Annotated in this window: 23 protein-coding genes; 9 read left to right on the top strand and 14 right to left on the bottom strand. The window is 62.1% G+C overall.

Going from position 1 to position 24,120, the window contains the following annotated elements; all coding sequences use genetic code 11:
- Positions 1–297 precede the first annotated feature (297 nt).
- The 5 genes from IPK17_RS40680 to IPK17_RS21975 all read right to left on the bottom strand — a co-directional run bounded on the left by IPK17_RS40680 (position 298) and on the right by IPK17_RS21975 (position 2,916).
- Positions 298–576, bottom strand: coding sequence for a hypothetical protein (locus IPK17_RS40680; protein ID WP_502748964.1), 279 nt, complete (start codon positions 574–576; stop codon positions 298–300).
- Positions 577–693: 117 nt separating this feature from the next.
- Positions 694–867, bottom strand: a complete 174-nt coding sequence (locus IPK17_RS21990; protein WP_343419845.1) for a hypothetical protein — start codon at positions 865–867, stop codon at positions 694–696.
- A complete protein-coding gene (locus IPK17_RS21985) occupies positions 864–1,163 on the bottom strand; it encodes an iron-containing alcohol dehydrogenase (protein WP_343419844.1) in 300 nt (99 codons plus the stop codon). Before IPK17_RS21985 ends, IPK17_RS21990 begins: the two co-directional genes overlap by 4 nt.
- A 319-nt stretch (positions 1,164–1,482) precedes the next feature.
- The gene (locus tag IPK17_RS21980; protein WP_343419843.1) at positions 1,483–2,382 is read right to left on the bottom strand and encodes a DUF4139 domain-containing protein; all 900 of its coding nucleotides are present in this window, start codon (positions 2,380–2,382) and stop codon (positions 1,483–1,485) included.
- A 126-nt stretch (positions 2,383–2,508) separates the two neighbouring features.
- A complete protein-coding gene (locus IPK17_RS21975) occupies positions 2,509–2,916 on the bottom strand; it encodes a hypothetical protein (RefSeq protein ID WP_343419842.1) in 408 nt (135 codons plus the stop codon).
- Positions 2,917–3,256: 340 nt separating this feature from the next.
- Between IPK17_RS21975 and IPK17_RS21970 the strand changes: the two genes are divergently transcribed.
- A complete protein-coding gene (locus IPK17_RS21970) occupies positions 3,257–4,429 on the top strand; it encodes an aminotransferase class V-fold PLP-dependent enzyme (protein WP_343419849.1) in 1,173 nt (390 codons plus the stop codon).
- Positions 4,430–4,552: 123 nt separating this feature from the next.
- On the opposite strand, the gene IPK17_RS21965 is transcribed toward IPK17_RS21970, so the two are convergent.
- From IPK17_RS21965 to IPK17_RS21925, 9 genes are all read right to left on the bottom strand, one after another.
- Positions 4,553–5,746: a vitamin K epoxide reductase family protein gene (locus IPK17_RS21965; protein WP_343419841.1), complete on the bottom strand. Its 1,194-nt coding sequence runs from the start codon at positions 5,744–5,746 to the stop codon at positions 4,553–4,555.
- Between the two features lie 82 nt (positions 5,747–5,828).
- Complete coding sequence (locus tag IPK17_RS21960; RefSeq protein ID WP_343419840.1) at positions 5,829–6,227, bottom strand: NifB/NifX family molybdenum-iron cluster-binding protein; 399 nt, start codon at positions 6,225–6,227, stop codon at positions 5,829–5,831.
- Positions 6,228–6,603: 376 nt separating this feature from the next.
- A complete protein-coding gene (locus IPK17_RS21955; RefSeq protein WP_343419839.1) occupies positions 6,604–7,437 on the bottom strand; it encodes a hypothetical protein in 834 nt (277 codons plus the stop codon).
- A gap of 9 nt (positions 7,438–7,446) precedes the next feature.
- On the bottom strand, positions 7,447–7,755 hold the full coding sequence (locus tag IPK17_RS21950; RefSeq protein WP_343419838.1) for a hypothetical protein: 309 nt from the start codon (positions 7,753–7,755) through the stop codon (positions 7,447–7,449).
- A 15-nt stretch (positions 7,756–7,770) separates the two neighbouring features.
- Positions 7,771–8,343 carry a helix-turn-helix domain-containing protein gene (locus IPK17_RS21945; protein ID WP_343419837.1) on the bottom strand — a complete coding sequence of 191 codons (573 nt, stop codon included), beginning with the start codon at positions 8,341–8,343 and terminating at the stop codon, positions 7,771–7,773.
- Positions 8,344–9,328: 985 nt separating this feature from the next.
- On the bottom strand, positions 9,329–10,939 hold the full coding sequence (cydC, locus tag IPK17_RS21940) for a thiol reductant ABC exporter subunit CydC (RefSeq protein ID WP_343419836.1): 1,611 nt from the start codon (positions 10,937–10,939) through the stop codon (positions 9,329–9,331).
- Positions 10,936–12,639, bottom strand: a complete 1,704-nt coding sequence (cydD, locus tag IPK17_RS21935; RefSeq protein ID WP_343419835.1) for a thiol reductant ABC exporter subunit CydD — start codon at positions 12,637–12,639, stop codon at positions 10,936–10,938. Before cydD ends, cydC begins: the two co-directional genes overlap by 4 nt.
- Before the next feature lie 549 nt (positions 12,640–13,188).
- On the bottom strand, positions 13,189–14,211 hold the full coding sequence (cydB, locus tag IPK17_RS21930; RefSeq protein ID WP_343419848.1) for a cytochrome d ubiquinol oxidase subunit II: 1,023 nt from the start codon (positions 14,209–14,211) through the stop codon (positions 13,189–13,191).
- 12 nt (positions 14,212–14,223) lie between these two features.
- A complete protein-coding gene (locus tag IPK17_RS21925) occupies positions 14,224–15,633 on the bottom strand; it encodes a cytochrome ubiquinol oxidase subunit I (protein ID WP_343419834.1) in 1,410 nt (469 codons plus the stop codon).
- A 213-nt stretch (positions 15,634–15,846) separates the two neighbouring features.
- Between IPK17_RS21925 and IPK17_RS21920 the strand changes: the two genes are divergently transcribed.
- From IPK17_RS21920 to IPK17_RS21885, 8 genes are all read left to right on the top strand, one after another.
- On the top strand, positions 15,847–16,764 hold the full coding sequence (locus IPK17_RS21920) for an isoaspartyl peptidase/L-asparaginase (RefSeq protein WP_343419833.1): 918 nt from the start codon (positions 15,847–15,849) through the stop codon (positions 16,762–16,764).
- A 534-nt stretch (positions 16,765–17,298) separates the two neighbouring features.
- On the top strand, positions 17,299–17,793 hold the full coding sequence (locus IPK17_RS21915) for a GAF domain-containing protein (RefSeq protein WP_343419832.1): 495 nt from the start codon (positions 17,299–17,301) through the stop codon (positions 17,791–17,793).
- Positions 17,794–18,050: 257 nt separating this feature from the next.
- Complete coding sequence (locus IPK17_RS21910; RefSeq protein ID WP_343419831.1) at positions 18,051–18,953, top strand: DNA-3-methyladenine glycosylase family protein; 903 nt, start codon at positions 18,051–18,053, stop codon at positions 18,951–18,953.
- Between the two features lie 191 nt (positions 18,954–19,144).
- Positions 19,145–21,694, top strand: a complete 2,550-nt coding sequence (locus IPK17_RS21905; RefSeq protein ID WP_343419830.1) for an AAA family ATPase — start codon at positions 19,145–19,147, stop codon at positions 21,692–21,694.
- A gap of 37 nt (positions 21,695–21,731) precedes the next feature.
- Positions 21,732–21,932, top strand: a complete 201-nt coding sequence (locus tag IPK17_RS21900; protein WP_343419829.1) for a hypothetical protein — start codon at positions 21,732–21,734, stop codon at positions 21,930–21,932.
- Between the two features lie 58 nt (positions 21,933–21,990).
- Positions 21,991–22,419, top strand: a complete 429-nt coding sequence (locus IPK17_RS21895) for a type II toxin-antitoxin system VapC family toxin (protein ID WP_343419828.1) — start codon at positions 21,991–21,993, stop codon at positions 22,417–22,419.
- A gap of 3 nt (positions 22,420–22,422) precedes the next feature.
- Positions 22,423–22,902, top strand: coding sequence for an SH3 domain-containing protein (locus tag IPK17_RS21890; protein ID WP_343419827.1), 480 nt, complete (start codon positions 22,423–22,425; stop codon positions 22,900–22,902).
- Between the two features lie 123 nt (positions 22,903–23,025).
- Complete coding sequence (locus IPK17_RS21885; protein ID WP_343419826.1) at positions 23,026–24,024, top strand: hypothetical protein; 999 nt, start codon at positions 23,026–23,028, stop codon at positions 24,022–24,024.
- The last annotated feature ends 96 nt before the right edge of the window (positions 24,025–24,120 follow it).

Below are 24,120 nucleotides of genomic sequence, written 5' to 3'. Positions count from 1 at the left end.
CGCCTACAGCGCCCGCGTCGCGATTTCGGTCCCTGGTTTCGTCGTCCGTCGGCCCGATCGGGTTTGCCCTTCATGCTGCTGGCGTTTTTGCTCTTCTGCACGATTTCGGCGATGTGCGCGGAGAGTCACGCCATACTGGGCGAGGCCGGAGATCTCCAGGCTCTTTCGCCCGGTTCAAGCCGCCCACACCGCCGCGTTGGGTCGAGATACTCCCCGCTGACCACCCGCGCGATATCGGCGTAATGGCGCGGCAAGACAAGGCTGTCGCGGGGTCGCGCTCCATCAGTGCGCGGATCTTCATCTCCATGACGAGCGGCGGCAGGCGCGCGCAGATCGTCCATGCGGCGCGTCGAACATGCCGCCGAGGCACCCGCGAAGCCGTGCACCGCCCGAGCTTGGCGTTCGCCAGCGACAGCCCGCCGAACAGACTGGCAGGCGCCATTGTTCGCGCGCCTGCGGAACGTCGCTCTCGTGGTATACGCCGGGCGGATGGCGCTCGCGCCGAGGCAGAATGCCCCTGAAGGCGATGGCATCGGTGATGGGATTAACGGCGTTCGACGTGTACGGCTCGATCACCTGCGTGATCGCGTCCATGCCCGTCGCTGCGGTGATGGCTTTCGGCAGTTGATGGGTCAGTTCAGGATCGACGAGCGCGACCTTGGGCGGCATCCACGGGCTGCGCAGGCTGACTTTTCACTTTGTGCTCCAGCGAGGCGACGACCGCATTGCGCGTCGCTTCTGCGCGCGTACCCGCCGTCGTCGGCTGGCGATGTACGGCATCGACGGGTTGGCCAGCTTCTGCGCCTTGCCGATGGCTTCCAGATAGTCAAAGATGTCGCCGGGGTTGGCCGCCAGCGCGGCAATCACGCTTTGCCCGCATCGATGGCGCTGCCGCCGCCCATGCCGATCACGAACTGGGCGTCGGCCTTATGGTACTGGCGCACGCCCGCGCTGACGAGCGTGATATCCGGTTCGCTGATGACTTCAAACACGCTGTAGCTGATTTTCGCCGCATCCAACCGATCCAGCAGGGGCTGCGCGCGCCCAACTGACGAGGTTACGACCAGCGCGCGCGCTCCGTATTCTGCCGCAATCCCGCCGATCTCGTTCAGCTTGCCCGCGCCAAGCGCGATGCGTGTCGCCGTTGCAAATTCAAAATTCATGCTAAGTCCTTACCTACTTTATCTCGCTGCAGGGACGTGACAAACATGTCCGCAGAGCTCGGCGAAAGACAGAATTTCTCGAAAGGGTTTATTTGAAGCCGTCTAAAAGATCAGTTATTATCGCCTGTGTAGGGGAAAGGCATGCCTTTCCCCTATGTCGAACGCTAGTTGCACAATCCGGCAAAGCTCCTAACCCCTATTCTGGATGAGAGAGATTCCCTACGGGAAAACCAGAGAGTAGGATTACTACTCTCTGATTATACAAAGTTTCAAAATCATACTGCTTCAACAGCGAGGCTCGTTCCTGCTCAAGCTAAAGCTACCGCGGGAACGTATACCGCACCGTGTACGTGATCACCGTTTCGCCCTGCGCCGGGACTTCCACACGGTACTCAATCGTGTTCGAGTCGGTCTGCGTGTACGGGTGCGACGAGTTCAGAATCTCCCAGTTCGACCAGCGGAACAGGTGCTCCGGCACGCGGATTTCGACCGAGCCTTCGTCCTTGCGGTTGCGCAGGTGAATCTCGTAGGTCTCTTCCAGCACGTTCGACGCGATCAGGTTGTAGGTCTTCTGGATGCGTTCGCCCACGAGGTCAAAGGCGTTGCCGAGGTAAATCTGCACGTCTTCACCTTCCGGCGTGTGGTCGATGGTGTTCTCGCCGATCAGCAGCGCCGCGCCGTCGACATCTTCCTGATACACGCGCACGCGCCCCGCCGGGAGATCCGCGCCCAGCCCGCCGTCTTCATCCGTCGTGAATTCGAGGTAGTTCTGCACGTCGGTGATACCCGTCATGCCGTAATACTGATCGATCAGTACGCCGCCGTAGAAGGGCATGCTCGAATCATAGACGAAGAAGGTGCGCGCCGGGATGCCCGCGCCCGCCACGAATTCGACCTGCTTGGTCTCGTTCGCGCCAACCGTCACCGGGCGTCCGATCTCATACAGTTGGTACTCGTTGAAGCTGCGCTGCTCCACCTCGCCCCCGGCCGGTGCGGCCTGCGCTTCCATCCGCAGCAAACCATCCATCATGACTTCGGCCTCGGCGATGCGGTTGACATCCCCGGCGATCAGCTTGACCTGCGCGTCGGTGTACGCCGTGCCGCTGTAGTTGGTCAGCGTGACCCACCCGTTGAGGTCAAGCGTGCTGTTATCGGTCGCCAGCAGCACGTTGTAATCCGCCGTCCAGTTGATGCCGCTCGTCAGATAAGTAAGCTGCACTTGCTGATCGCCGCCTGTCGCACTGTTGATCAGCCAGCGCAGCGTCGGACGCGTGATCAGTCCGCCGGGCAGGTCGGGAAGCGCAGATCGCGCACGTTCGCCAGGCTGACGACGATCACCTGACCGTCATCCTCGCGCAGAATGATCTCGCCGTTGCGCCCGCTGAGGCTGCCCGGTGTACTGCGTGCCGTCGGTCGCAATCACATTGATCGTCTGGTCGAGGTAGCGCTGCAATAACGCGGTACTGTCCACGAGATCAAACACATAATTCTGTTCCAGCACGGTCGTCCCGGTCGGGTCGGTCAGTGAGCGGAACGTGACCGAGGTCGCGTCAATGCCGGACGCCACATCGGTGAAGTTGATGATATTCGTGCCTTCGGTCAAGCTGAAGGTGCGTCGATCCTGCACCAGCGCCGTCCCCTGATTGTAAATCGCCAATGCGACGCCATCGCGCTGCACGTCCCCCTCCTGTCCCTGAACCAGCATCACGCCGGAAAGCAGCATGATCGCCAGCAGCACCACCAATTTACGCATGTTCAGCCTCCATTCAGTTAAAAGTCAAAAGGGCAAAGTTGAAAGTAGAACTGATGACGACTTTTAACTTTCAACTTTCAACTTTTATCTCGTACCTCATGCTAAGACGATCATACCGCTAACTTGGTTCCATTTGCGCGGCGGTGCGGGTTGGGATACAACAGGCGGCGTTCGGCATCGACATGAGGATTCATTGTATGAACACTTCCAGTCAGGTCGTCACCCTCTTGCAGCTCGAACGGGCGGAAGACCTGCTCGACGCCGTCTATGGCATCATCGACGGGGAAACGGACGAGGACAGCTAACATGACGAGCCTGCTCGACTGGCGTTCAATTCCCGATCCTCTCGACCTGTACCTATCTCATCAGCAACTCGCTCGGCGCCATGCCGCGCGCCGTTTACGCCAAGCTGCACGAATTCGCGGATACCTGGGCGACGCTCGGTGTGCGCGCGTGGGGTCAGGCCTACGAAGATAACCCAACCTGGTGGGAACTCAAGCGTGCGGTCGGCGACAAGATCGCGCCGCTGCTGGGCGCGCCCGCCGGGAGCGTGCTGGTGCATGAGAACGCCAGCATCGCCAACAGCATCCTGATCAACGCGCTCGACTTCAGCGACTCGCGGCGCACTAAGGTCGTGATCTGCGATCAGGACTTCCCATCGGATGTGTACAGCGTGACGCGCAACCTGCCGCCGCACATGGAAGTCGTCATGATCCGCAGCCGCGACGGCATCACCATCGACACCGACGAACTGCTGGCGGCGATTGACGAGCGCACGCGCCTCGTCTCGCTGAGTCATGTGCTGTTCCGCAGCGCCTACATCATGCCGATGGACGCGATCACGGCGAAAGCCCATCAGGTCGGCGCGCAGGTGCTCTTCAACGGCTATCACAGTGTCGGCATCATCCCCATCGATGTGACGGCGGCAAACGTCGATTTCTACGTCGGCGGCACGCTCAAATGGATGTGCGGCGGTCCCGGCGGCGTGTTCATGTACGTGCGCCCTGACCTGCTGCCCACGCTTCAGCCGCGCCTGACCGGATGGTTTGCGCATCAGCGCCCGTTCGCCTTCGATGTCGACCAGTTTGAGCCGCGGACAGATGCGTATCGCCTCGCCAACGGCACGCCGGGGATCGCCTCGCTGTATGCGATTCAGCCGGGCATCGACGTGATCGCGCAGGTGGGCGTCGACAACATCCGCGCCAACTCGATCCGCCAGACGAGCATGCTGATCGAACTCGCGGAGCAGGCGGGCTACCAGATCAACACGCCGCGAGAGCCAGCGACGAGAGCAGGTACAGTGACGGTCAACCTGCCCGAATCGTACGCCATCAGCCGGGCGCTGTTGGCGCGTAACATCGTCATCGACTACCGCGAAGGGGCTGGCATCCGCATCGCGCCGCACTTCTACAATACGGATGACGAAGCGCGCGCCGCCATCACCGCCATCGGCGAGATCATCGCGGATGGCAGTTGGCAGCCCTACAGCCAGAACCGCGCCTTTGTGACGTAAAGGCGGATTTGTCAATCAAGCCAGAGGAAATGATGATTGTTGAGCAGGTATTCCCCTTCGATCCATCCCCGGCGAAGCGGAATACCTACTAATGTGATCGTCTGCTCTGTCCAGCGACTGCTGCTAAACGCTCGCATGCCCTAATACCCGTTTAGGCCTCGGGGCCTCCGCGAGCAGCCACAGCAAGAGCAGCATGATCAGGGCGGAGCTTAAGCACCACAGGCATGTCGCGCCGATGACGAAGGGTTCGAGAAACGTGAGGTAGGTCGAAAAGCCCACGCCGAACAGCGCCGTCGCGCGCAGCAGGCCAGTCGTCCGCATCTGCTGTCCCAGACCCCACAATAGTAGAATCGCCACATAACCCCCAATGCCGATGACGCCCATTGGAATTCCGATGAGGCGCGCATACGGGCTTTGCTGCACGAGGTTACAGTTTCCCACCGAACCGCATACGGCGTCGGCCTGTGTCAGTTCAATCGACGCGAGGTAGGCCGCGACGCCCAACCCCGCCAGCGCGACCAGCGGAATCCGCCAGTCGCGGCTCTGCCCAGCGGGATTGCGCCGCCCAACTTCAAAGCCCAACAGCAGCGTGAAGACGCCCAGAATGCCCGCCGCTGCCGCTATTACGGTGAGTTCACCCATGGAGCCGACGAGCAGCGAGACCGAGATCCCGAAGCCGAGCAGCGTGATCGCGATGCAGGCCGGGCGGCGGTACTGTTGGACGAGCGTTGGTTGTCCCGTTAGCGTCAGCCCCAGGCTGACGACCAGCAGCGCGAGGATCACCAGTGCCAGCCCGTTCGCGATCGGGTCCGCGCCAATCCGCTCCAGCAGCGAGAGCGTCGGCGGGGTGCTGGCGACCGGCGGAACCGCGTCCGCCGCGGGCTGCTGCTCCTGAGCCGCGACCTCATCAAAGCGGCTGGCGATGCCCGGTATCGCAGGGAAACCAATGCCGCCCGCCGCCCGACCTGCGCGGATGACCTCGGGGGCGCGCGCCGGAATGTCGAACGACCCTACGAAGACATCGCCGCCGATGATGAGCATGGGTACGCCATTGGCCTCGATCTGCAGGGCGGACCGCGCCGCCTGCAGCAGCGTGTTGCCCTCGGTGGTGGTCACATTGACGAACAGGACGCGCAGACTGTCACCGAATTCCGCCCGGATGGTCGGCCAATCATTCTGAATCACCTGTTCGCAGTGGCGGCAGGTCGGCGAGTAGAAGAACACGCCGTAGACGACCCCCGCTTGCTGCGCGTGTCCAATTTGAACGGTGAACAATGTGCTGAGCACGAGCGCCCAGAACCATTTTCGCGAACGCATGCTGCACCTTCCTTCAGTGGCCTTATCCAGCGCTCAAGACCCGCGCTGCGAATGCGGTGACCTGACCTAAACGTAGGCCGCCTTAATGCAGTCGCTCCGGGTGATCGACGATGGTGCCTGCGACATAGGCCGCGACGCCGTCCGCAATGAGGCGCACATCCGTGATGATGGGCTGCACGCCGATTCCGGTCAATCCGGTGTGCGCGCCGTAGCCCATGCCGCGCGTGAGCACCGCCGCGCAGTCGCGAATCGGTGCGAACATGTCGGCGTGGCGGTCGGCTTCGTCGGCGTGATCGCCTTCGGGATGCAGATGTACGTGCCCGTGCTGCCCGTGCTGATGGACGGGCTTCGCGACTTGGTCGCGCTGCGTGACGGCGCCGTCTTCCAGTGTATAGATCACATAGAACTGCGCGCGGCCAAAGTGCGCGCTGATCGTTTCGCCGTCATCCGTGACGACGGCGAGCTTAATAGCTTGCGTCATGGTTTCTCCCATCCTATCCATCCATCCCAGCAGGATCGACGCCGGTGCGCGCTGCTGGGTAAGACCCATTTGACTATGGCGGGAGGTTCCGCCGTTCTGTCGTTGTGCCGTTCTGTCGTTGTGCCGTCCGGTTGCTGTCTAAGCCAGTGTCCGAAATACGACAAAACAGGCCAAGGCAGGCCAATCGCTGCGTAGAATAGAATCTTTTTAGGGACAGCGGACGCAATGAATTGCGTCCCTACGAGAAAAGTGTGGTTGTGTAGGGACGCGATTTATCGCGTCCGCAAACTCCCAAGACCGACAGGTAACCCGTTTTCACGGCATTCGACGCCCTTACCCGCCTGCCTCCGCCTTTGGCTGACAAACGGTCATTGGCTTAGCTGTCAACGCAGTTGAACGACGCTTCGAAGGGTTCGCTGACGTTCCCCGCTGCGTCGGTCAGCGTGATCGACCACACCACCGGGCCGATGAAACACGCTGGGCCGAGCGAGCACGTCGGATTCCACGCGATCATCCCGCTCACGTTGTCGCCCTGCAGGATGGGCGGATTCTCGTGCGTGCTGTCGCTCCACTCGCCATACGGCGCCGAGACCAGCTCGACATCCATCTGCACGATGGCGTCGCCGTCCCGGTTGACGAAATGCAGCGGGCACAGATTATCCGGCAGATCTGAGATCACGCGGCAGGCGGCCTGCCCGACGATGTACGGACCATCATCCGCCAGCCCCGCCAGCTCGTCGACCGCTTCCGGCAGCACATACAGTGGAAGAGTCGCCACGTCCGCAGCCGCAAACGGCGCGATGTGCATGGACGGCGACGAAGCCTCCTGCGCATTGAGGGCGATAAATGCCTGCATGCCCGTGTCCATCGCCACACTCAAATCGCCGTTGGTGATGCGTGCATGTCCGGCCAGCACGGCGGCGGTCTGCGTACCATCGGCCGTTAAGCCGACGTACACCGTGCCGCCGATGACCATGTCAATGCCATTGACTTGTACGGGAACGGGATCAGCCGCCGCCGGCACCTGAAGCAGCACACCATGGAGACTATCCTCGGTGCAGCTTGCCGCATCCGCCGTGAGCTGCAGCGTCATGGCCTGCATCGCGGCATAGACCGGGGTATCGGCATTCGCCACCGGGAGCGTGACTTCGGCTGACAATTCCTCCAGGTAGTTCGCGGAAACCCAGCCGACGTGTCCATTTTCCAGCACCGTGCGCAGCTACTGTCCGGTGCAATTGCTGGCGTCCACGCGGATCGTTTGGCCGCTGGTGAGCGTACCCACCTGCGCAAAACCCGACCCCGGCCCGCTCAGGACATTTGCCTCCGCCGTCACCTGTGTGTCCGCCGCCTCCAGTGCGCTGGCCGCGTCCGCCACGTCGACGGACCCCACCGGCACCACCGTCAGTGTTGCTGTCCCTGCCTGCGGCTGCACGGCGATAACTTCCGGCAGCGTACAATCCTGAGCTTGAAGCATGGTCGGCGCCGCAAACAGCAGCAGGGCGCTGAGGAGGGCGAATATGGGTTTCATGATGCTCCCTTTCGGTCAGGTATGCAAATGGCCGGGGCTGCCGTCTTGAATGTGAAAGACCAGCAAAATCACGGCGGGAAGCTCGGACAGATTGCGAAAAACATGCGGCTGAACGGCCTCAAACAGCAAGCTGTCACCCGCCGTCAGCGTGTAGACCTCATCGCTGACCTGATACTCCAGCGCCCCGGCGACGCAGTAGACGAGCTCCTGCCCCTGATGCGTGATCGTTGGGCTGTTTGTGCCGCTCCCCGGCGGCACGGTCACGAGAAACGGTTCGATCTGCTGATTGTGCAGCCCGGTGCCTAAACTCTCGATATCCATGCCTTGCTGCTGAGCATGCACCCGCGACTCGCGCTTCACCATGACGGTCTTGCGCTTCTCCGCGGTGCGGAAGAACTCGGTGATGGGCACTTCGAGCGCGGTCGCTAACAGATGCAGCGAGGCGACCGTTGGCGAGTTTTCACCGCGTTCAATGCGATTGATGGCGTTGATCGACATGCCGCAGCGCTCGGCGAGCGCGCGTAGAGATAGACCTTGTTGGTCGCGCAAAGCGCGGATGCGTTGTCCGACATCTGGGGGATGGGTCATGATGCTTTATCAGGCATTCCTGCCCGGTCTGGGCTCAGTCCTACCAATGTCATACAATTTAACTGTACAACTTACACTAAAAGTGTACAAAGTGATAAATGTAACTATTTCAATCTGTACGTGAGCGGAATGCCTTCACGTCAGGATCAACCGCATTGGCGCCTTCCCCTCACCCAAGCAATTGAGGACAAGGCACTTTTAGTCTGGAGAACCGTTAAGACGCTCGCTTGAGGGAAAACGTGCTGTGTAGGGACGCGCAACGGCGCGTCCGTTTCACTAAAAAGCGCACAGTTATGTTGACGAGACAAGTTTTGTAGGGACAAGGCATGCCTTGTCCTCTGTATCCTTCTCTAGAACTTAAGACAAGGCATGAGCCTATTTCACAATTGGTGAAAATACCCAACCTCACCCTGCTTGCTCCGCAAGCCGTCCCTCTCCGTGGGGAGAGGGACAAAACCCACCCGCCTTGCCCTTGCCCCTCGCCCTTTGGAGAGGGGCGGTTGAGCGCAGCGAAACGGGGTGAGGTTAGACAAAATGCCGATTCTGAAATGAGCTCATGCCTCGTCCTCTGTATCCTTCTCTAGAACTTAGGACAAGGCATGAGCCTATTTCACAAGTGGTGAAAATACCCAACCTCACCCTGCTTGCTCCTGCAAGCCGTCCCTCTCCGTGGGGAGAGGGACACAACCAACCCGCCTTGCCCTTGCCCCTCGCCCTTTGGAGAGGGGCGGTTGAGCGCAGCGAAACGGGGTGAGGTTAGACAAAATGCCGATTCTGAAATGAGCTCATGCCTCCTCCCTACGAGAAATACCGTCTTTGTGTAGGGACGCAATTCATTGCGTCCGCTGTCACCAAACCGATTTCATGCAATCGTACGAAGTTACCCGCATGCCTCGTCGCTACAGTTTTTGGGGTAGAGAAGCGCGCCACCTAACCACGTCAACCTCCACTAAAAAGTGTAAGCCGTTGACCACGGGCCTGCCATTTATAGGCGCAGCACCCGCTCGACGTGTGCCAGCAGCGCCGGGTTATGCGTGAGCAGAATGAGCGTCCGTCCGGTCGAGGCCGTCAGCACGGCCTCCAGCACGTCCCGTTCGGTGGCGGCGTCTAGATGCGCGGTCGCCTCGTCGAGGATGAGGATCGGCGCGTCTTTGAGCAGGGCTTGCGCCAACGCCACTCGCTGACGTTCGCCGCCGCTCAGCTTGTGCCCGTTTTCGCCGACCAGCGTGTCATAACCCTGCGGCAGTGACCGGATGAACTCGTGGATGTGCGCCGCCCGCGCCGCTTCTTCGACTTCGGCGTCGCTGGCCTCACTGCGCGCTAAACGGATGTTCTCGCGGATGGTGGTGTTGAACAGATACGTGTGCTGTGACATCACACTGATCAGGCGCCGCGCGTCGGCCTGCCGCAGCGCGCGCACATCGACGCCGCCGATGCTGATCTGCCCCCCATCGATCTCCCAGAAGCGTGCCAGCAAACTGACCAACGTCGATTTGCCCGCGCCGCTCTCGCCGATGATTGCCAGCCTCTCACCCGCGCCAATCGTCAGGCTGAAGTCGCGCAGCACGGGCGGCTGCTCCGGCGTGTACGCAAACGTGACCTGATCAAACGTGATGTCAAACGTAGCGGGCACGCTGATCGGCGCGGCGGGTTCGGTGACCGCGGGCGGCGTGTCCATGAGTTCAAACAGCCGCACCGCCGATTCGCGCATGCCGCCCCACGCCAGCGCCGCTTGACCGAGCGGCAGCAGCGCTTCATAGGCGGCGGTCGTCGCCAGCGCGAGCGTCGCCAGATACACCCCCTCTACGCGGGGAATCGCCAGCAGCAGCACGCTGATCACCGCCCCGGCGGGCAGTATGATCAGCACTGCGGCTTGCAGCGCGTCCAACCGGGCGAAGCGGCGTTCGTGAGCAGCGAGTTGATCGGCTTGCGCTTCCAGCGCCTGCAGGTGGCGCAGCGCCGCGCCATAGGCGATCAGATCGGGCAGACCTTGCAGCGTATCGACCAGCGCCGCATTGAGCGCGCCGCGTTCTTGTGTCAGCCGCTGCCCCGGTTCGCGTCCCAGCCACGCCGCCAGCGACACGATCAGCGCGGCGGACGCGCCAAACCACGCCAGCGCCGCCAGTGCGACCACGCCGTCAAACGCTGCGCTCAGCGTGACCAGCACCGCGCCCGTCACGAGGGCCACGAGCGCCGGCGCCAGCGCGCGCAAATACAGATTTTGCAGCGCGTCGACATCGCCGATCACGCGCCCCAGCAGATCGCCGCTGCGCAGCGCCGACAACCGGGCGGGCGCGAGCGGTTCGATGGCCCGGTACACGCGCACGCGCACATCGGCCAGCCAGCGAAAGGTCGTGTCGTGCGCAATCAGCCGCTCCAGATACCGGAAGACGGCGCGCGCCAGCCCAAAGAAGCGCACGCCGACAACGGACACGCCCAATTCTGCAATCGACGGCTGCAAGGCCGACTTGGAGATCAGCCACGCCGAGGTCGCCATGAGCGCGATGCTGCTGCCGATCGTCAGCGCGCCGAGCAGCACGGAAAGCGTGATGCGCCCCGCATACGGGCGCAGCCATGTGAGCAGACGCCGGATCATTCGCGGCCCCCAGTTCGGGCGATCAGCCGCTGATAGCGGCCGCCGTGCGCCAGCAGTTCGGCGTGCGTTCCGCTTTCGACCACCTGTCCCGCTTCGACCACGAGGATGCGATCCATGCGTTGAATTGTGTGCAGGCGGTGAGCGACGACGAGCGCCGTCCGTCCCACCAGCAGGCGATCCAGTGCCCGGTTGAGCGCCGCCTCCGTCTCATGGTCAAGATACGACGTGATTTCGTCGAGCAGCAGCAGCGGCGCATCGCGCAGAAACGCGCGGGCGATGGCGACGCGCTGCGCCTGCCCGCCGCTCAGGCGTGCGCCCCGCTCGCCGATGACCGTGTCATAGCCGTGGGGCAGCCGCGTGATGAAGTCATGCGCTTGCGCCGCCGCCGCCGCCGCAAGCACGTCGGTGAGCGGCGCGTCGGGGCGCCCTAAGCGGATATTGTCGGCAATCGAGGTATTGAAGAGGTATGGCGCTTGCGGCACCCACGCGATCTGCTGCCGCCACGTATCCGCATCCAGTTCGCGCAGGTCGCGTCCGTTCACGGTGATACGCCCCGCCGTCGGTTCGCTGAAACGCAGCAGCAGCGCGAGCGCCGTGCTTTTGCCGCCGCCCGTCGCGCCGACCAGCGCGACCTTTTCGCCGTGCGCGACCGTGAACGACAGCCCATTCAGCGCGGGACGTTCGCCCGCGTCATAGGCGACGTGCACCGCGTCAAAGCGCAGATCGCTGTGCGGGGGCGCGGTAACCGCGCCTGCCGGCGGGCATGGCAGTGCCAGCACTTCGAAGATGCGCGCGGCGGCGGCGCTGGCCTCCGTCCCGGTGTGGAAGCGCGCGCCGAGTGTGCGCAGCGGCTGGTAAAACTCCGGCGCGATCACCAGCAGGAACAGCGCCGATTCAAACGGGATGCCGCCATGCAGCAGGCGCACGCCGATTTCGACGGCGATCAGCGCCACGCTGACCGTCGCCAGCAGTTCGAGCGTGAGCGCGGAGAGGAACGCCACGCGCAGCACGCCCATCGTCGCCGCGCGAAATTCGCCGGAAATCCGGCCAATCGTCTCGATCTGGTACTGGCTGCGGTTGAACAGCTTGAGCGTGAGCAAGCCCTGCATCACATCAAGGAAGTGCGCGCTCAACAGCCCTAAACTCGCATACTGTGTCTTCGCCAGCACGCCCGCCGCTTTGCCGATCAGGATCATGAAGAACGGGATCAGCGGCGCGGTGATCAGCATGACGGCGAACGTCAGCCCGTCCAGCGGGAGCACGACTAGCGCCATTGTCAGCGGGATGAGCAGCGCCGTGAACAGCGCGGGCAGGTAGTCGCGAAAGTACGGGTCGAGCGCGTCGATTCCCTTGCTGGCCGTGGTCGCCAGTTCGCCGGTGCGGGCATCCTGCGCGCCCAACTGCACCAACTGCTTGAGCAGCCGGCGGCGCAGGTCAAGCCGCACGCGGATCGACACCTCGGCGGCGGCGCTGTTTCCCGCCCACACCAGCCCTGCGCGCAGCAGCGCGCAGCCGCCGAACAGCCCGAGCAGCGGCAGCACTGCACTCAGCGGCTGCCCGCCGAGGAACACGGCGGCGACCGTGCGGCTGAAGGCGAACGCGCCGCCGATCAGGCACGCGCCCGCCAACGTCTGCCACAGAATGCTCAGCGCAAATTCGCGGCGCACGGCGCGCGCTTCGGCGATAAGTCGTCTATCCATCAGCCCAATTTTCTACACATGAACTCAAATGGAAAGCGGCTCCCCGTTGAGCCGCTTCCAAACAACCAACGATGAGCGCGAGAGCGCAGATGCTAAATGCTCCGTCCGGCAATTGATTGCAGAAAAGGAAGCGCTTTTTCGTAGGGGCGCACGGCCGTGCGCCCCTACCAACCCATATTCGACCATTTACCGGATACAGCACAAAAGTAGGTTACCGAAGGTTGTTGTGTAGGGGCAAGGCGCGCCTTGCCCCTACAACGGCGATTTCTGATTGGACTTATTTCGAGCACCTACTTAAGCCTGTGTCCGAAAGATGCCAAAACAGGACGAGGCATGAGGCTATTTCACAATTGGTGAAAATGCTCAACCTCACCCTGCTTGCTCCGCAAGCCGTCCCTCTCCGTGGGGAGAGGGACACCACCAACCCGCCTTGCCCCTCGCCCTTTGGAGAGGGGCGGTTGAGCGCAGCGAAACGGGGTGAGGTTAGACAAAGTGCCGATTCTGAAATGACTTCATGCCTCGTCCTATGCCTGATATTCAGTTTGTGGCTTAATACTCGAAATGACTTTGCGTCGTCAAGCGCTTGCGGAACACCCAGTACGTCCACGCCTGATACGCCAGCACCACCGGGACGAGACTCAGCGCGATCACCGTCATCACGCCGAGGGTGTATTCGCTCGAAGAGGCGTTGTAGATGGTGAGATCGAAAGCGTCGCCGAGCGTCGAGGGCAGCACACGCGGGAACAGCGTCGCAAACACCAGCGCTACCGTGCCGATCAACGTAATGGCCGTGCCGAGGAAGGCCCGCCCGTAACGCTTGGTGAAAATCATGGCGCCCGTGAACAGCAAGCCCGCGACCGCGCCGACCAGGCCGAGGATCTGCACGACGTTGAGCGCCGCGAACATATCCGTTTCCAATGCGCTGTAGCCGACAAATGCCAGCGCGATCACCGTGACCGGGAGCCACAGGACGCGGGTGAAGCGCTGCACCCGTTCGCGTATGATCCCGTCCGTCTTCAGTTCGAGGAACAGCGCGCCGTGCAGCGTGAACAGCGTCAGCGTGAGCACGCCGCCGAGCAGCGCATACGGGTTGAGCAGGTCGAAGAACGAGCCGACGAACGTCATGCTGGCGTCAATCGCCACGCCGCGCAGGAAATTGCCGACGGCCACGCCCCACAGCAGCGCCGGGAGGAAGCTGCCGAAGAACAGCGCCCAATCCCACAGCGCCCGCCAGCGCGGATTGTCATCTTTGCTGCGGAACTCGAAGGCGACGCCGCGCGCGATCAAGGCGACGAGGATGAGGAACAGCGCGAGGTAGAAACCGCTGAACAGAGTCGCGTACCAGTTGGGGAAGGCCGCGAACATCGCGCCGCCCGCCGTGAGCAGCCATACCTCGTTGCCATCCCAGAACGGGCCAATCGCATTGATGACTGTCCGCCGTTCGGCGTCATTCTTGGCGACAAACGGCAGGAGCACGCCCACACCGTAATCATAGCCTTCGAGCAGGAAGAACCCGGTGAACAGCACCGCGATCAGCACAAACCAGAGGGTTTGCAGCGTTTGATAATCCATCATGAGTCTCCGTTAGTACGCGCCCTTGAGCGCGGTCTTGGATTGATCGGTCTTGGGTGCAGTCTGCGGCGCCGGGCCTTCGTTGTCCTTGTCGCGGGCGAACTTTTGCAGCAGATACACGTCCGCGACCATGAGCAGGCCGTAGATCAGCGTGAAGCCGACCAGCGAAATCGCCAGCATCGCCGGGGTGACGTTGGGTGACACCGCCTGATCAATCGTCATCAAGCCCTGCACGATCCACGGTTGGCGGCCAACTTCGGTCAGCATCCAGCCGGTCGAATTGGCGAGGTAGGGCAGGAAGAGCGCCAGCACCAGCAGCCGCAGCAGCCACTTGCTCGTGGACAGGCGATTGCTGCGCGCGAAGACGATGCCGAGCACGGCGAGCACGAACATCAGCGCGCCCGCGCCGACCATCGCCCGGAAGCTCCAATAGGTCAACCAGATAGCGGGCGGTGCATAGTCGCCGGGACCGTACTGCTGCTCATATTCCGCCTGCAGGTCATTGATGCCGTGGACTAAGCCATCGGTGGTGTTATACGACAGGAAGCTCAACAGCGATGGGATGCGAATATTGACCACCGACGTGCGTTCAGCTTCATTGCCGATCTGGAACATCGACAACCCGGCGGGATCTTCACTTTCCCACAGCCCTTCGGCGGCGGCGAGCTTCATCGGCTGCGTATCCGCCATCCGCTGACCCTGCGCGTGCCCAAAGCCCATCGTCGCCAGCACGGCCACCGCGCCGATCACCATGCCGATCTGCGCCGAAGTCTTGAACATGGCGAGGTTGGCATGCCGTCCGCGCAGCAGATGATAGGCGCTGATGCCGAGGACGAAGAAGCCGCCCGTCGTCAGCGCGCCGAGCACCACATGCGGGAACTGGAGCAGCACATTCGGGTTGGTGATCACGGCGATGAAGTCGGTCATCTCCGCGCGGCCGCTTTCCGCGATGCGGTAGCCGACCGGATTCTGCATGAACGAATTCGCCACCAGAATCCAGAACGACGACAGCGTCGAGGCGAAGGCGACCAGCCAGATCGCCGCCAGGTGCGCGCGCTTACCGAGCTTGTCCCAACCGAAAATCCACACGCCGAGGAAGGTCGATTCGATGAAGAACGCGACCAGCGCCTCGACTGCCAGCGGTGCGCCGAAAATGTCGCCGACAAACCGCGAATATTCTGACCAATTCATGCCAAACTGAAATTCCTGCACAATTCCCGTCACCACCCCCATGGCGAAGTTCACCAGGAGCAGCTTGCCCCAGAACTTGGTCATGGCCTTGTATTTCTCGTTGCCTGTGCGGGTGTACTGGGTTTGCATCAGCGCCACAATGATAGAGAGGCCGATGCTGAGGGGAACAAAGAAGAAATGATAGACGGTCGTGATGCCAAATTGCAGCCGAGCCAGCGTTAATGCGTCCATATAAATTCCTGACGAACTCTGTTTGTACTTTCTATCACGAATCATATTCCCGGAGTGAGCCTTTACCATCTGCTAAATGGCTTATGTTCTCGTATCACTTTTACTTATGGGTGCTAGAAGATTGCGCGCTCCAGGGGTGACATTTACCGGGGAAACAAGTTATTGTCAGAGGCGCATCCGTTACATCTAGGCACTCTGAAAAGGATATTGACGATGATTCTCGTCGCGGGGGATTTTGAAAACAGCGGCACGGCGATCACTTGGCGGCTGCTGCAAGCGGGCAAATCGGCCTTGGAAGCGCTGGAGCAGGGCATCCGCGCTGTTGAGGCAAATCTCGCCGATTGGTCGGTGGGCGTGGGCGGCTTCCCCAACGCGCTCGGCGTAGTCGAAGTCGACGCCGGGGTGATGGATGGGCGCGACCGTTCCAGCGGCGCGGTCGGCGCGCTGACCGGCTTTATCCATCCGGTCAGCGTCGCCTATGCCGTGCGCGAACGCCTGCCGCATGTGCTGCTGGTCGGTGCTGGCGCGGCGCGTTTTGCCGCTGAAATCGGCGCGGAGCGGGGCGAACTGCTCACCGATGCGATGCGTGACAAGTGGATCGCGTGGTGCGCCGAGCACAACTTTGATCCGCAGCGCGGCGACAACTTGATCGACGCGGTCTACCACGGGCGCGACCCGCGCAAGTCCGGTGGGACGACCGTCTATCTCGCGCAGGATGCCAACGGTGACATCGCCGTGGCGACCAGCACGAGCGGGTGGGCGTGGAAGTATCCCGGTCGGCTCGGCGACACGCCGATCGCCGGGGCAGGCTTCTACGCCGACAACCGCTATGGCGCGGCGGCCTGTACCGGCATGGGCGAGATCGCCATCCGCAGCGGGCTGGCGCGCGCCGTCGTCGCCTACCTGCAGATGGGGCAGTCGGTCGAAGAAGCCGCGCGCACGGCGATGGCCGACCTCAGCTATCTGCGCGACTTCACCAAGGGGATCACGCTGTACGCCATTGATAACCGCGGGCAGCATTTCGTCAGCAGCCTGTTCACCAAAGATTACGCGCCGCCGCACTACTACGCCGCGCTGCCGGGCGAAGACCTCCCCACCCGCCGCGAATCGGTGAATCTGGAGTTGACCTGAGGTCGCCAGCCGCCTCACCCCCAACCCCGGCTATCAAGTCCCTCTCCCTTGGGAGAGGGATTTAGGGTGAGGCGCGCTTTTGCGGGATTTAGGGTCAGGTTCGTCTTTAACCTCACCCCCCGCCCCTCCCTCCGGTGCGTCAAGTCCCTCTCCTTATACAGTTTAACTTATGAACACGGAGTTCTAACCCCACCCCGGCCCTAACAGGGGTAGGTTTTCACTTAGGGACAGGCATGCCTCGTCCTCGCAAAACAACCGTCACCCTATTCCTAAAACCTTCTTTTGCTTTCACGATGGCAGGCTTTTCGTCCAATCCAGAGAAAAACAGCATGCCTCGCCCCCCCCCTCTCCCCGCTTGCGTGGGAGAGGGGTGAGGGTTATCCGTGACTTTTTCTTAAACTGCATTAGCCGTACCTACCCATTCGGCCAGAAAAATCTAGCCATTCGGGTTGTTCGGCTGGTGGATGTCGGGCACGCCAATCGCCTGTATATTACAAGGCGACACCATCGCCGTCACCTTCATGGAGCTACCCAATGTCGACTGCCTTCACCGCCGCCTATCTCGAAGCGCTTGCCCTCAATCCGAGCTTCTCCATTGATGACAAAATCCAGACGCTGCTGCAGCTCGGCATCGACACCTTTGGCTTGACTCAGGCGACGATCAGCCGCCACCTTGGGCGCGAGTTGGTGATGGAGTACGTTGCTCCGAGCAGCGTGCCGCTCAAGCCGGGCACGGTGATGACCTTGTCGCGCACGTACTGCGACATTACGCTCAAGCTGCGCTATACGCTCGCCATCGACAACATGCTCGAATCGGCGCACCGCGCGCACCCGTGCTACCGGGAATTGGGCGTGGAAACGTATTTCGGCACGCCGCTGATCGTCAACGGCGAGTTGTACGGCACACTGAACTTCACCGCGCCGCGGTCGCGCGGGGCGCTGTTCACGCCGGAAGACAAAGCCCAACTTGAACTGCTGGGCACCGTGGTCGCATCACTGCTCGCTCAGCGCCAAATCCTCGCCGCGTAGGGACGCGCTGCGGCGCGTCAGGCTGAATCGGGACACCTCATCAAGGTTGATGCCCGCCCCGTGCTCTCTGCCCGCACCCTTCATTGACAGAGACGCGGGTCGGCCCATCGTCCGCCCCGTCGCCCAACCGGACGCCCCACAGGGCGTCCCTACGCGGTTGATTCTATCGGAAACTAGCTTCATTCCCCTGCTGACATAGGGTTGTCACTCGACTATGCTATTGTGGAAACAATTCCATTTGTTGAGGGAGTGACTCCATGCCGAACCTGCATACGACCACCGTCGAATTGTTCCCCACCGCACCCTTCGATTTCGCCAAGTCAGTCGCCTTTTTAGGCGAATTCATGCCCGCCGCGGGCGAGCAAAACCTCGACCGGATGCAGATCACGAAGGCGACTCGCCTCGACGGCGTGACGGTCGTGTTTCGCGTGCGCTCCACCGGGACGACCGAAGCGCCGCATCTCATGGTTGAACTCTTCTCCACTGATCCGCTGCCCGCCGATCTCGTCGCTAGGCTGAGTCAGCGCATCGGTTTCTTCCTGAGCATCGGCGACGATCTCGCGCCGTTCTACGCCCTTGGGCAGGCTGATCCGGCGTTCGCCCCGGTCATCCAGCAGATGCACGGCTATCATCAGGTCAAGTTTTTGACCCCCTACGAGAATGCCGCGTGGGCGATCATGAGCACGCGCACGGGCATGCCGCAGGCCAAGCAGATCAAAGATCGCTTTGTCGCGGCGTATGGCGATGTCCTGGAGGTGGATGGACGGCGTTACGCGGCCTTCCCAGAAGCGCACGATGTGCTCGGCGCGAGCATCACCGACTTGGAGCAGGTCGTCGGTTTGATGCGCCGTGCCGAGTTCATCCAATCCGCGTCGCGTGCCTTCGCCACCGTCGATCCGGCGTGGCTGCTGGAAGCGGACTACGACGAGGTCAAAGCATGGCTGCTAAGGATTAAGGGGATCGGCGCGTGGGGTTCATCGTTCATCTTGATCCGCGCACTCGGTCGGCTGGACCGTCTCGACGCGCCCGAATGGCGGCTCATGGAACAGGTGGCACGGCGCTACAGCGTCCCCCGCGATGAGGCGATCACACGTCAGCTTGCCGCCCACTATGGCGCGTATCAAGGCTACTGGGCGCACTATCTGCGGGCAGCGGGATGAACTAGACGATCAAATCGCTCCAGAAGGGAACCCGCCTGGTGGTCTGGCCAGGCACCGGGGGGGCCCCGGTCGCCCCCCGCCCGGGGCCCCCCCGACGCCCCGCCCCCCCCCCGAATGGTGTTTGTAGGGGCAATCCCCGCCCATCTGTGCTATCATAAGCTAATCTAAAGGATTACCTGACGACGTGAAATATGCTGCCCATCAAGCTCGAAATCAAAAACTTTCTCGCCTACCGCTCGCCGGATGTCATTCGCTTCGACGGCGTGCACCTCGCCTGCCTCACGGGGATGAACGGCGCGGGCAAGTCGTCGCTGCTCGACGCCATGACCTACGCGCTGTGGGGCAAAGCGCGCGCGGGCGCGTCCGGCGAAGAGCTGATCCATCAGGGTCAGGGCGACATGTACATCCAGCTCGACTTCGAGCAGGAAGGCATCATCTATCAGGTGGTGCGGCGGCGCGCGCGCAAAACCAGCACCGGGTCGCTGGAGCTGTTCTCGCTCAACGCCGATGGTACGCGCAACAACATGAATCAGGGCAGCATCCGCGCGACCCAGGCCAAAATCGACGAGATCATCAAGATCGGCTACGACACCTTTGTCGATTCAGCCTTCATCCAGCAGGGCAAAGCCGATTCGTTCACGCTCAAGCCGCCGGGCGAACGCAAGAAGATGCTGGCGGAAATCCTCAACCTCAACCGCTTCGGCGAGTACGAAAAAGCCGCCAAAGAGCAGATCGACACGCTCGAAAAAGACATCAGCAGCATTGACCTGCGCATCAAGGAGATCATCGCCGATCTCGCCAACGAGCCGCAGCTCCGCACCGCGCTGGCGGAAGCCGAAGCCGCGCAGCACGACGCCGAAGTGCGCCTCGTTGATGCCGAAGCGCGCCTGAAAGAAGTCGAGCACGCGCCCGCCGCGCTGCGCACCGCCCGCGATCAAGCCGCCGCGCTGGAAACGCGCCTCCGGCAGATCAGCGCCGACCTCGCGCAGGCCGACGCCGAAATCACGCGGCAGGTGGCGCGCATCCAGAGCTACGAAACGATCATCGCGGAGCAGGGCGCCATCGAAGCGGGCTACCTCGAACTGCAAACCGCGCGCGCCGCCGGGGATGAACTGGCCGACAAGCTGCGCCAGTGGAGCGACCTCGAAACGCGGCGGCACGGCCTCGACCGCCAGCTCGACGCGGCGCGGACGGAACTCAAGCAGGTCATCAGCGGCTATGAGGCCGATGTCAAAAATCTGGAGAAGGTCATCAAGGCGGCCAAGACCGACGATCTGCTCAAGCTGCAAACCGAGATCGCCGGGCTGCAGGAACTCGAAGGCGCACGCGAAGCGTATCAGGCGGAAGTCGTCGAGATGGAGCGCACCCGCTCCGAACTCACCGCCGAAAATAACGCGCTCAAAGCGGAGATGGATAAGCTGGCGGAGCGGCGCAACCGTCTGCGCACCGCCGATGGCGCGGTCTGCCCGGTGTGCGGTCAACCGTTGAGCGAAGCGCAGCGCGACGACCTGATCGCGGAGATCGAAGCGGACGGCAAAGCGATGGGCGATCAGTTCCGCGCCAGCAAAACGCGCATCGAAGACATGAGCGGGGTACTTGCCAGGAGTTCCGGGCGCTTGCAGGAAATGGGGCTGGAAATCAAGCGCATGACGCAGCTCGAAAAGCAAGCGGGCGCGCTGGCGGCAGGCGTCGAGAAGGCGCACGAGGCCGCGCTTCAGCTTGATCAGGTGCAGGCGGAACTTAACGCGGCGCTCGGTCAGCTCAACGGCGAGCAGTTCGCGGGTGAAGTCCGCGCGCAGTTGCTCGATTTGACCGCCGAACGGGACGCGCTCGGCTATGACAGCGGCGCGCACGACGAAATTCAGCGCAAATTGCAGACCTACAGCGCCTACGAAGCGCGCCAGAAAGAGCTCGAAGTCGCCTTAGCGGCCCTGCCGGATTTGCGTTCCGGTCTCGAAGGCACCGAACTAAGGCGCGAACGCCTCAAAGAAGCCCAGGCGACCGAGTCGGCGGCGCAGGCGGAACTGCTCACGGAGATCGGCGGGCTGGAAGCGCTGGTCAAAGAGCATCAGACGCGCGATCTCGAAGTGCGCCAACTGCGCCTCGCCGAACGCAACGCCTACGATAAGCTGGTCAGCGCGCGGCAGGATTTGCTCGCCCTGGACGATCTGCGCGTCCGGAAAGCCGATCTCGAAGCGCGCCTCGCCGCGCGCCGCGAAGAACGCGCGCTCTACGATGAACTCAAGCAGGCGTTCGGCAAGAACGGCATCCCCGCCATGATCATCGAGACGGCCATCCCCGAACTCGAAGTGACCGCTAACCGTCTGCTCGCCCGCATGACCGACGGGCGCATGAACCTGACCATGTCCACGCAGCGCGAACGCAAAGACGGCGGCGTGATCGAAACGCTCGACATTCAAATTGCCGACGAACTCGGCACCCGCGCCTATGAGCTGTTCAGCGGCGGCGAGGCGTTCCGCATCAACTTTGCCATCCGCGTGGCGCTCTCGCAGATGCTGGCGCGGCGGGCGGGGGCGCATTTGCGCACGCTGTTCATCGACGAGGGTTTCGGCACGCAGGACGACGAAGGGCGCAACAAGCTGGTCGAGGCGATCACTGCCGTGCAGGATGAATTCGCGCTCATCCTCGTGGTGACGCACATCGAAGAACTGCGTGATCAATTCCCGGTGCATATCGCGGTCGAAAAGACACCGGATGGCAGTCGCATCAGCATCCGGTAGCCTGTGCTAGAATGGGTACAAGTGAGAGAGGTGCATCATGAGTACACCCAGCCTAAAGGAACAGCTCATCGCCAAGCTGGATCAATTGACGGATGACGAAATTCGCGAGTTGATCGAACATATCGACGTTGTGAAGTACAAGACTGCCATGCAATCTGCTGACCTGCCGCCGGATTACAGCGAAGAAAACGACCCAGCAGTTGGTTTGTTTTCCAGCGAGACGGGCGATCTCTGGTAAAAGCGAAGCGCATGCTGCAAGAGGAGGTCACCCGTTTGGGGCTGGACGCAGAAACGAGATGATGAATGATCGCTGTCGCAGACACGAGTTTCGTGGATCGCCGTTTTTGACATTCATGATGAGTTCCACGAACCGAGTCTTGCGATTTATCGTTCTCCATCAACCGATTTATCTTCCTCAAACCACGTTGGCGGAAATCGGCTATTTTCTCACCAAACGTTACGGGAATTTGACCGCATCATTTTTCCTTGCACGATTTCCCAATACCCGTTACCGTCTCATCCCATTGGCTGATGAAGATGTCGCGCGAACCGCCGAAATTCTGCAAAAATACGCTGATACCCGCGTGGATTTTGTCGATGCTACGATTGCGGCGGTCGCGGAACGCCTGAACATCACGCGGGTTTTGACCCTCGATCGGCGCGATTTCAGCCTGATCCGTCCCAAGCACATTCAGCAGTTTGAGTTATTGCCGGAAAAGGCTTGATGTATGCGCAAACTGAAACCATCTCACTTGCTCTGGATCGCTTCGTTCGCCACGCTGGCGCTGCTGTTCATGCTCGCGCCGCTGACGGTCGCGCAGGACGTGCAGCCGACCCAAACGCCGCTCTTCGGCGATACGTTCGGTCTCGCCACGCCCACGCCAATGGAGACGCCCATCCCCATCAGCCTGACGGGCGTGGGCGGGCGCGCCGATCGCGGCCCGGTGGCGATTCGCTCCGGCCCCGGCCTCGAATTTCCGCGCATCGGGCGGCTCGGCACCGGGCGCTTGATCGACATCGTCGGCTGGAACGGTTGGGAACGCGGGCGCGAATGCACGCCCGACTTCCAGAACGATCTCGACATGTGGGTGCAGGTGCAGGTCGGCGAAACGCGCGGGTGGGTGGCGCGCTGCGTGCTGACCATCACCGGACGCCTGACCGATCTGCCCATCATCACGGCCTCGGGCGACCGAATCTTGCAGCGATAAGAGCACTGAAACACAGAGAACGCAGAGTAAAGATGTCAACGGTGCGGCGATTCTGCTTGCTCCCCTCCCTGAATTCGGGGAGGGGTTGGGGGTGGGGTCGGCAGGCACAGAGGATCAAACGGAATGCGGCGGATCACAACCTATTGTCTCTGTTTGGTCATGCTGATCGCGGCGGGCTGCGGGGCGAGCATCGCGCCGATTGTGCCCACCGCCCAGCCGACCGCCACGGCCACGCCGACCGCTGCGCCCACGCGCACCCCGGCGCGTAACGTCACGCCGACGCAGCCACCGAGTCCCATGCCGGCCACGGCGACGGGCGGGCCTTCGCCCACGCCGCTCTTCGGTCAGGCGGTGACGTTAGTGGCGCAGGCCGCTACCTCGACACGTCCATTCAACCCGAACGCGCCGCGCATCGAGTTTTTCACAGCAGGCGCGGCGGCGGTCGCCCCCGGTGACACGGTGACGCTCTACTGGTCGACGCGCGGCACGACCGCCGCCAACATCTACCGGGTGGAGCGCGGCGTGCGCAATCAGGTGTGGCAGGTCGCGGCGGATGGCAGCCTGAATATCCCCACCCGCCGCGCTGATCGCGGCGCACTGGAGTTTTTGCTCACGGCGGGCGACGGCGATAACCGCGTCGAGCAAACGCTGACCATTCCGCTGGCGTGCCCGGATGTGTGGTTTTTCCAGCCCCCGCCGCAGGAATGCCCGACCGGGGCAGCGCAGGAGACTTACATCATCGAAGAGCCGTTCCAGGCGGGGCGCATGGTCTATATTCAGGCGAACGAAGTCGTGTATTCGCTCTTCAACGACGGCTTCGAACCAGGCTGGATTGCGATCCCCAACCGCTTCGATCCGGCGATCCACCCGGAATCTGAGCCGAGTTTCGCGCCGCCGCCCGGTTTCTACCAGCCGCTGCGCCGTCTCGGGTTCGTGTGGCGTGGCAACGACACGGTGCGCAACCGTCTCGGCTTGGCCAGCCAGCCGGAATTCGCCTTCGACGGCTTCGTGCAGACCTCGGTCACCAACGGCGAAGAGACGCTCTACGTGAGCAGCACGGACGGCACGGTCTTGCAGCTCTTGCCGCAGGGTGACGCGTGGCAGATTATCACGCCGCCCTAAGCAAACCCGGCTACACTCGAAGCGACTTACAACGGACGCGCTGAGCCGCGTCCGTTGATCATTTGTCAACCAACAGACGCCGCTTGAAGCGTCCGC

This window comes from Candidatus Flexifilum breve (assembly GCF_016713355.1).
This window is presented reverse-complemented; position numbering and strand designations above follow the sequence as displayed.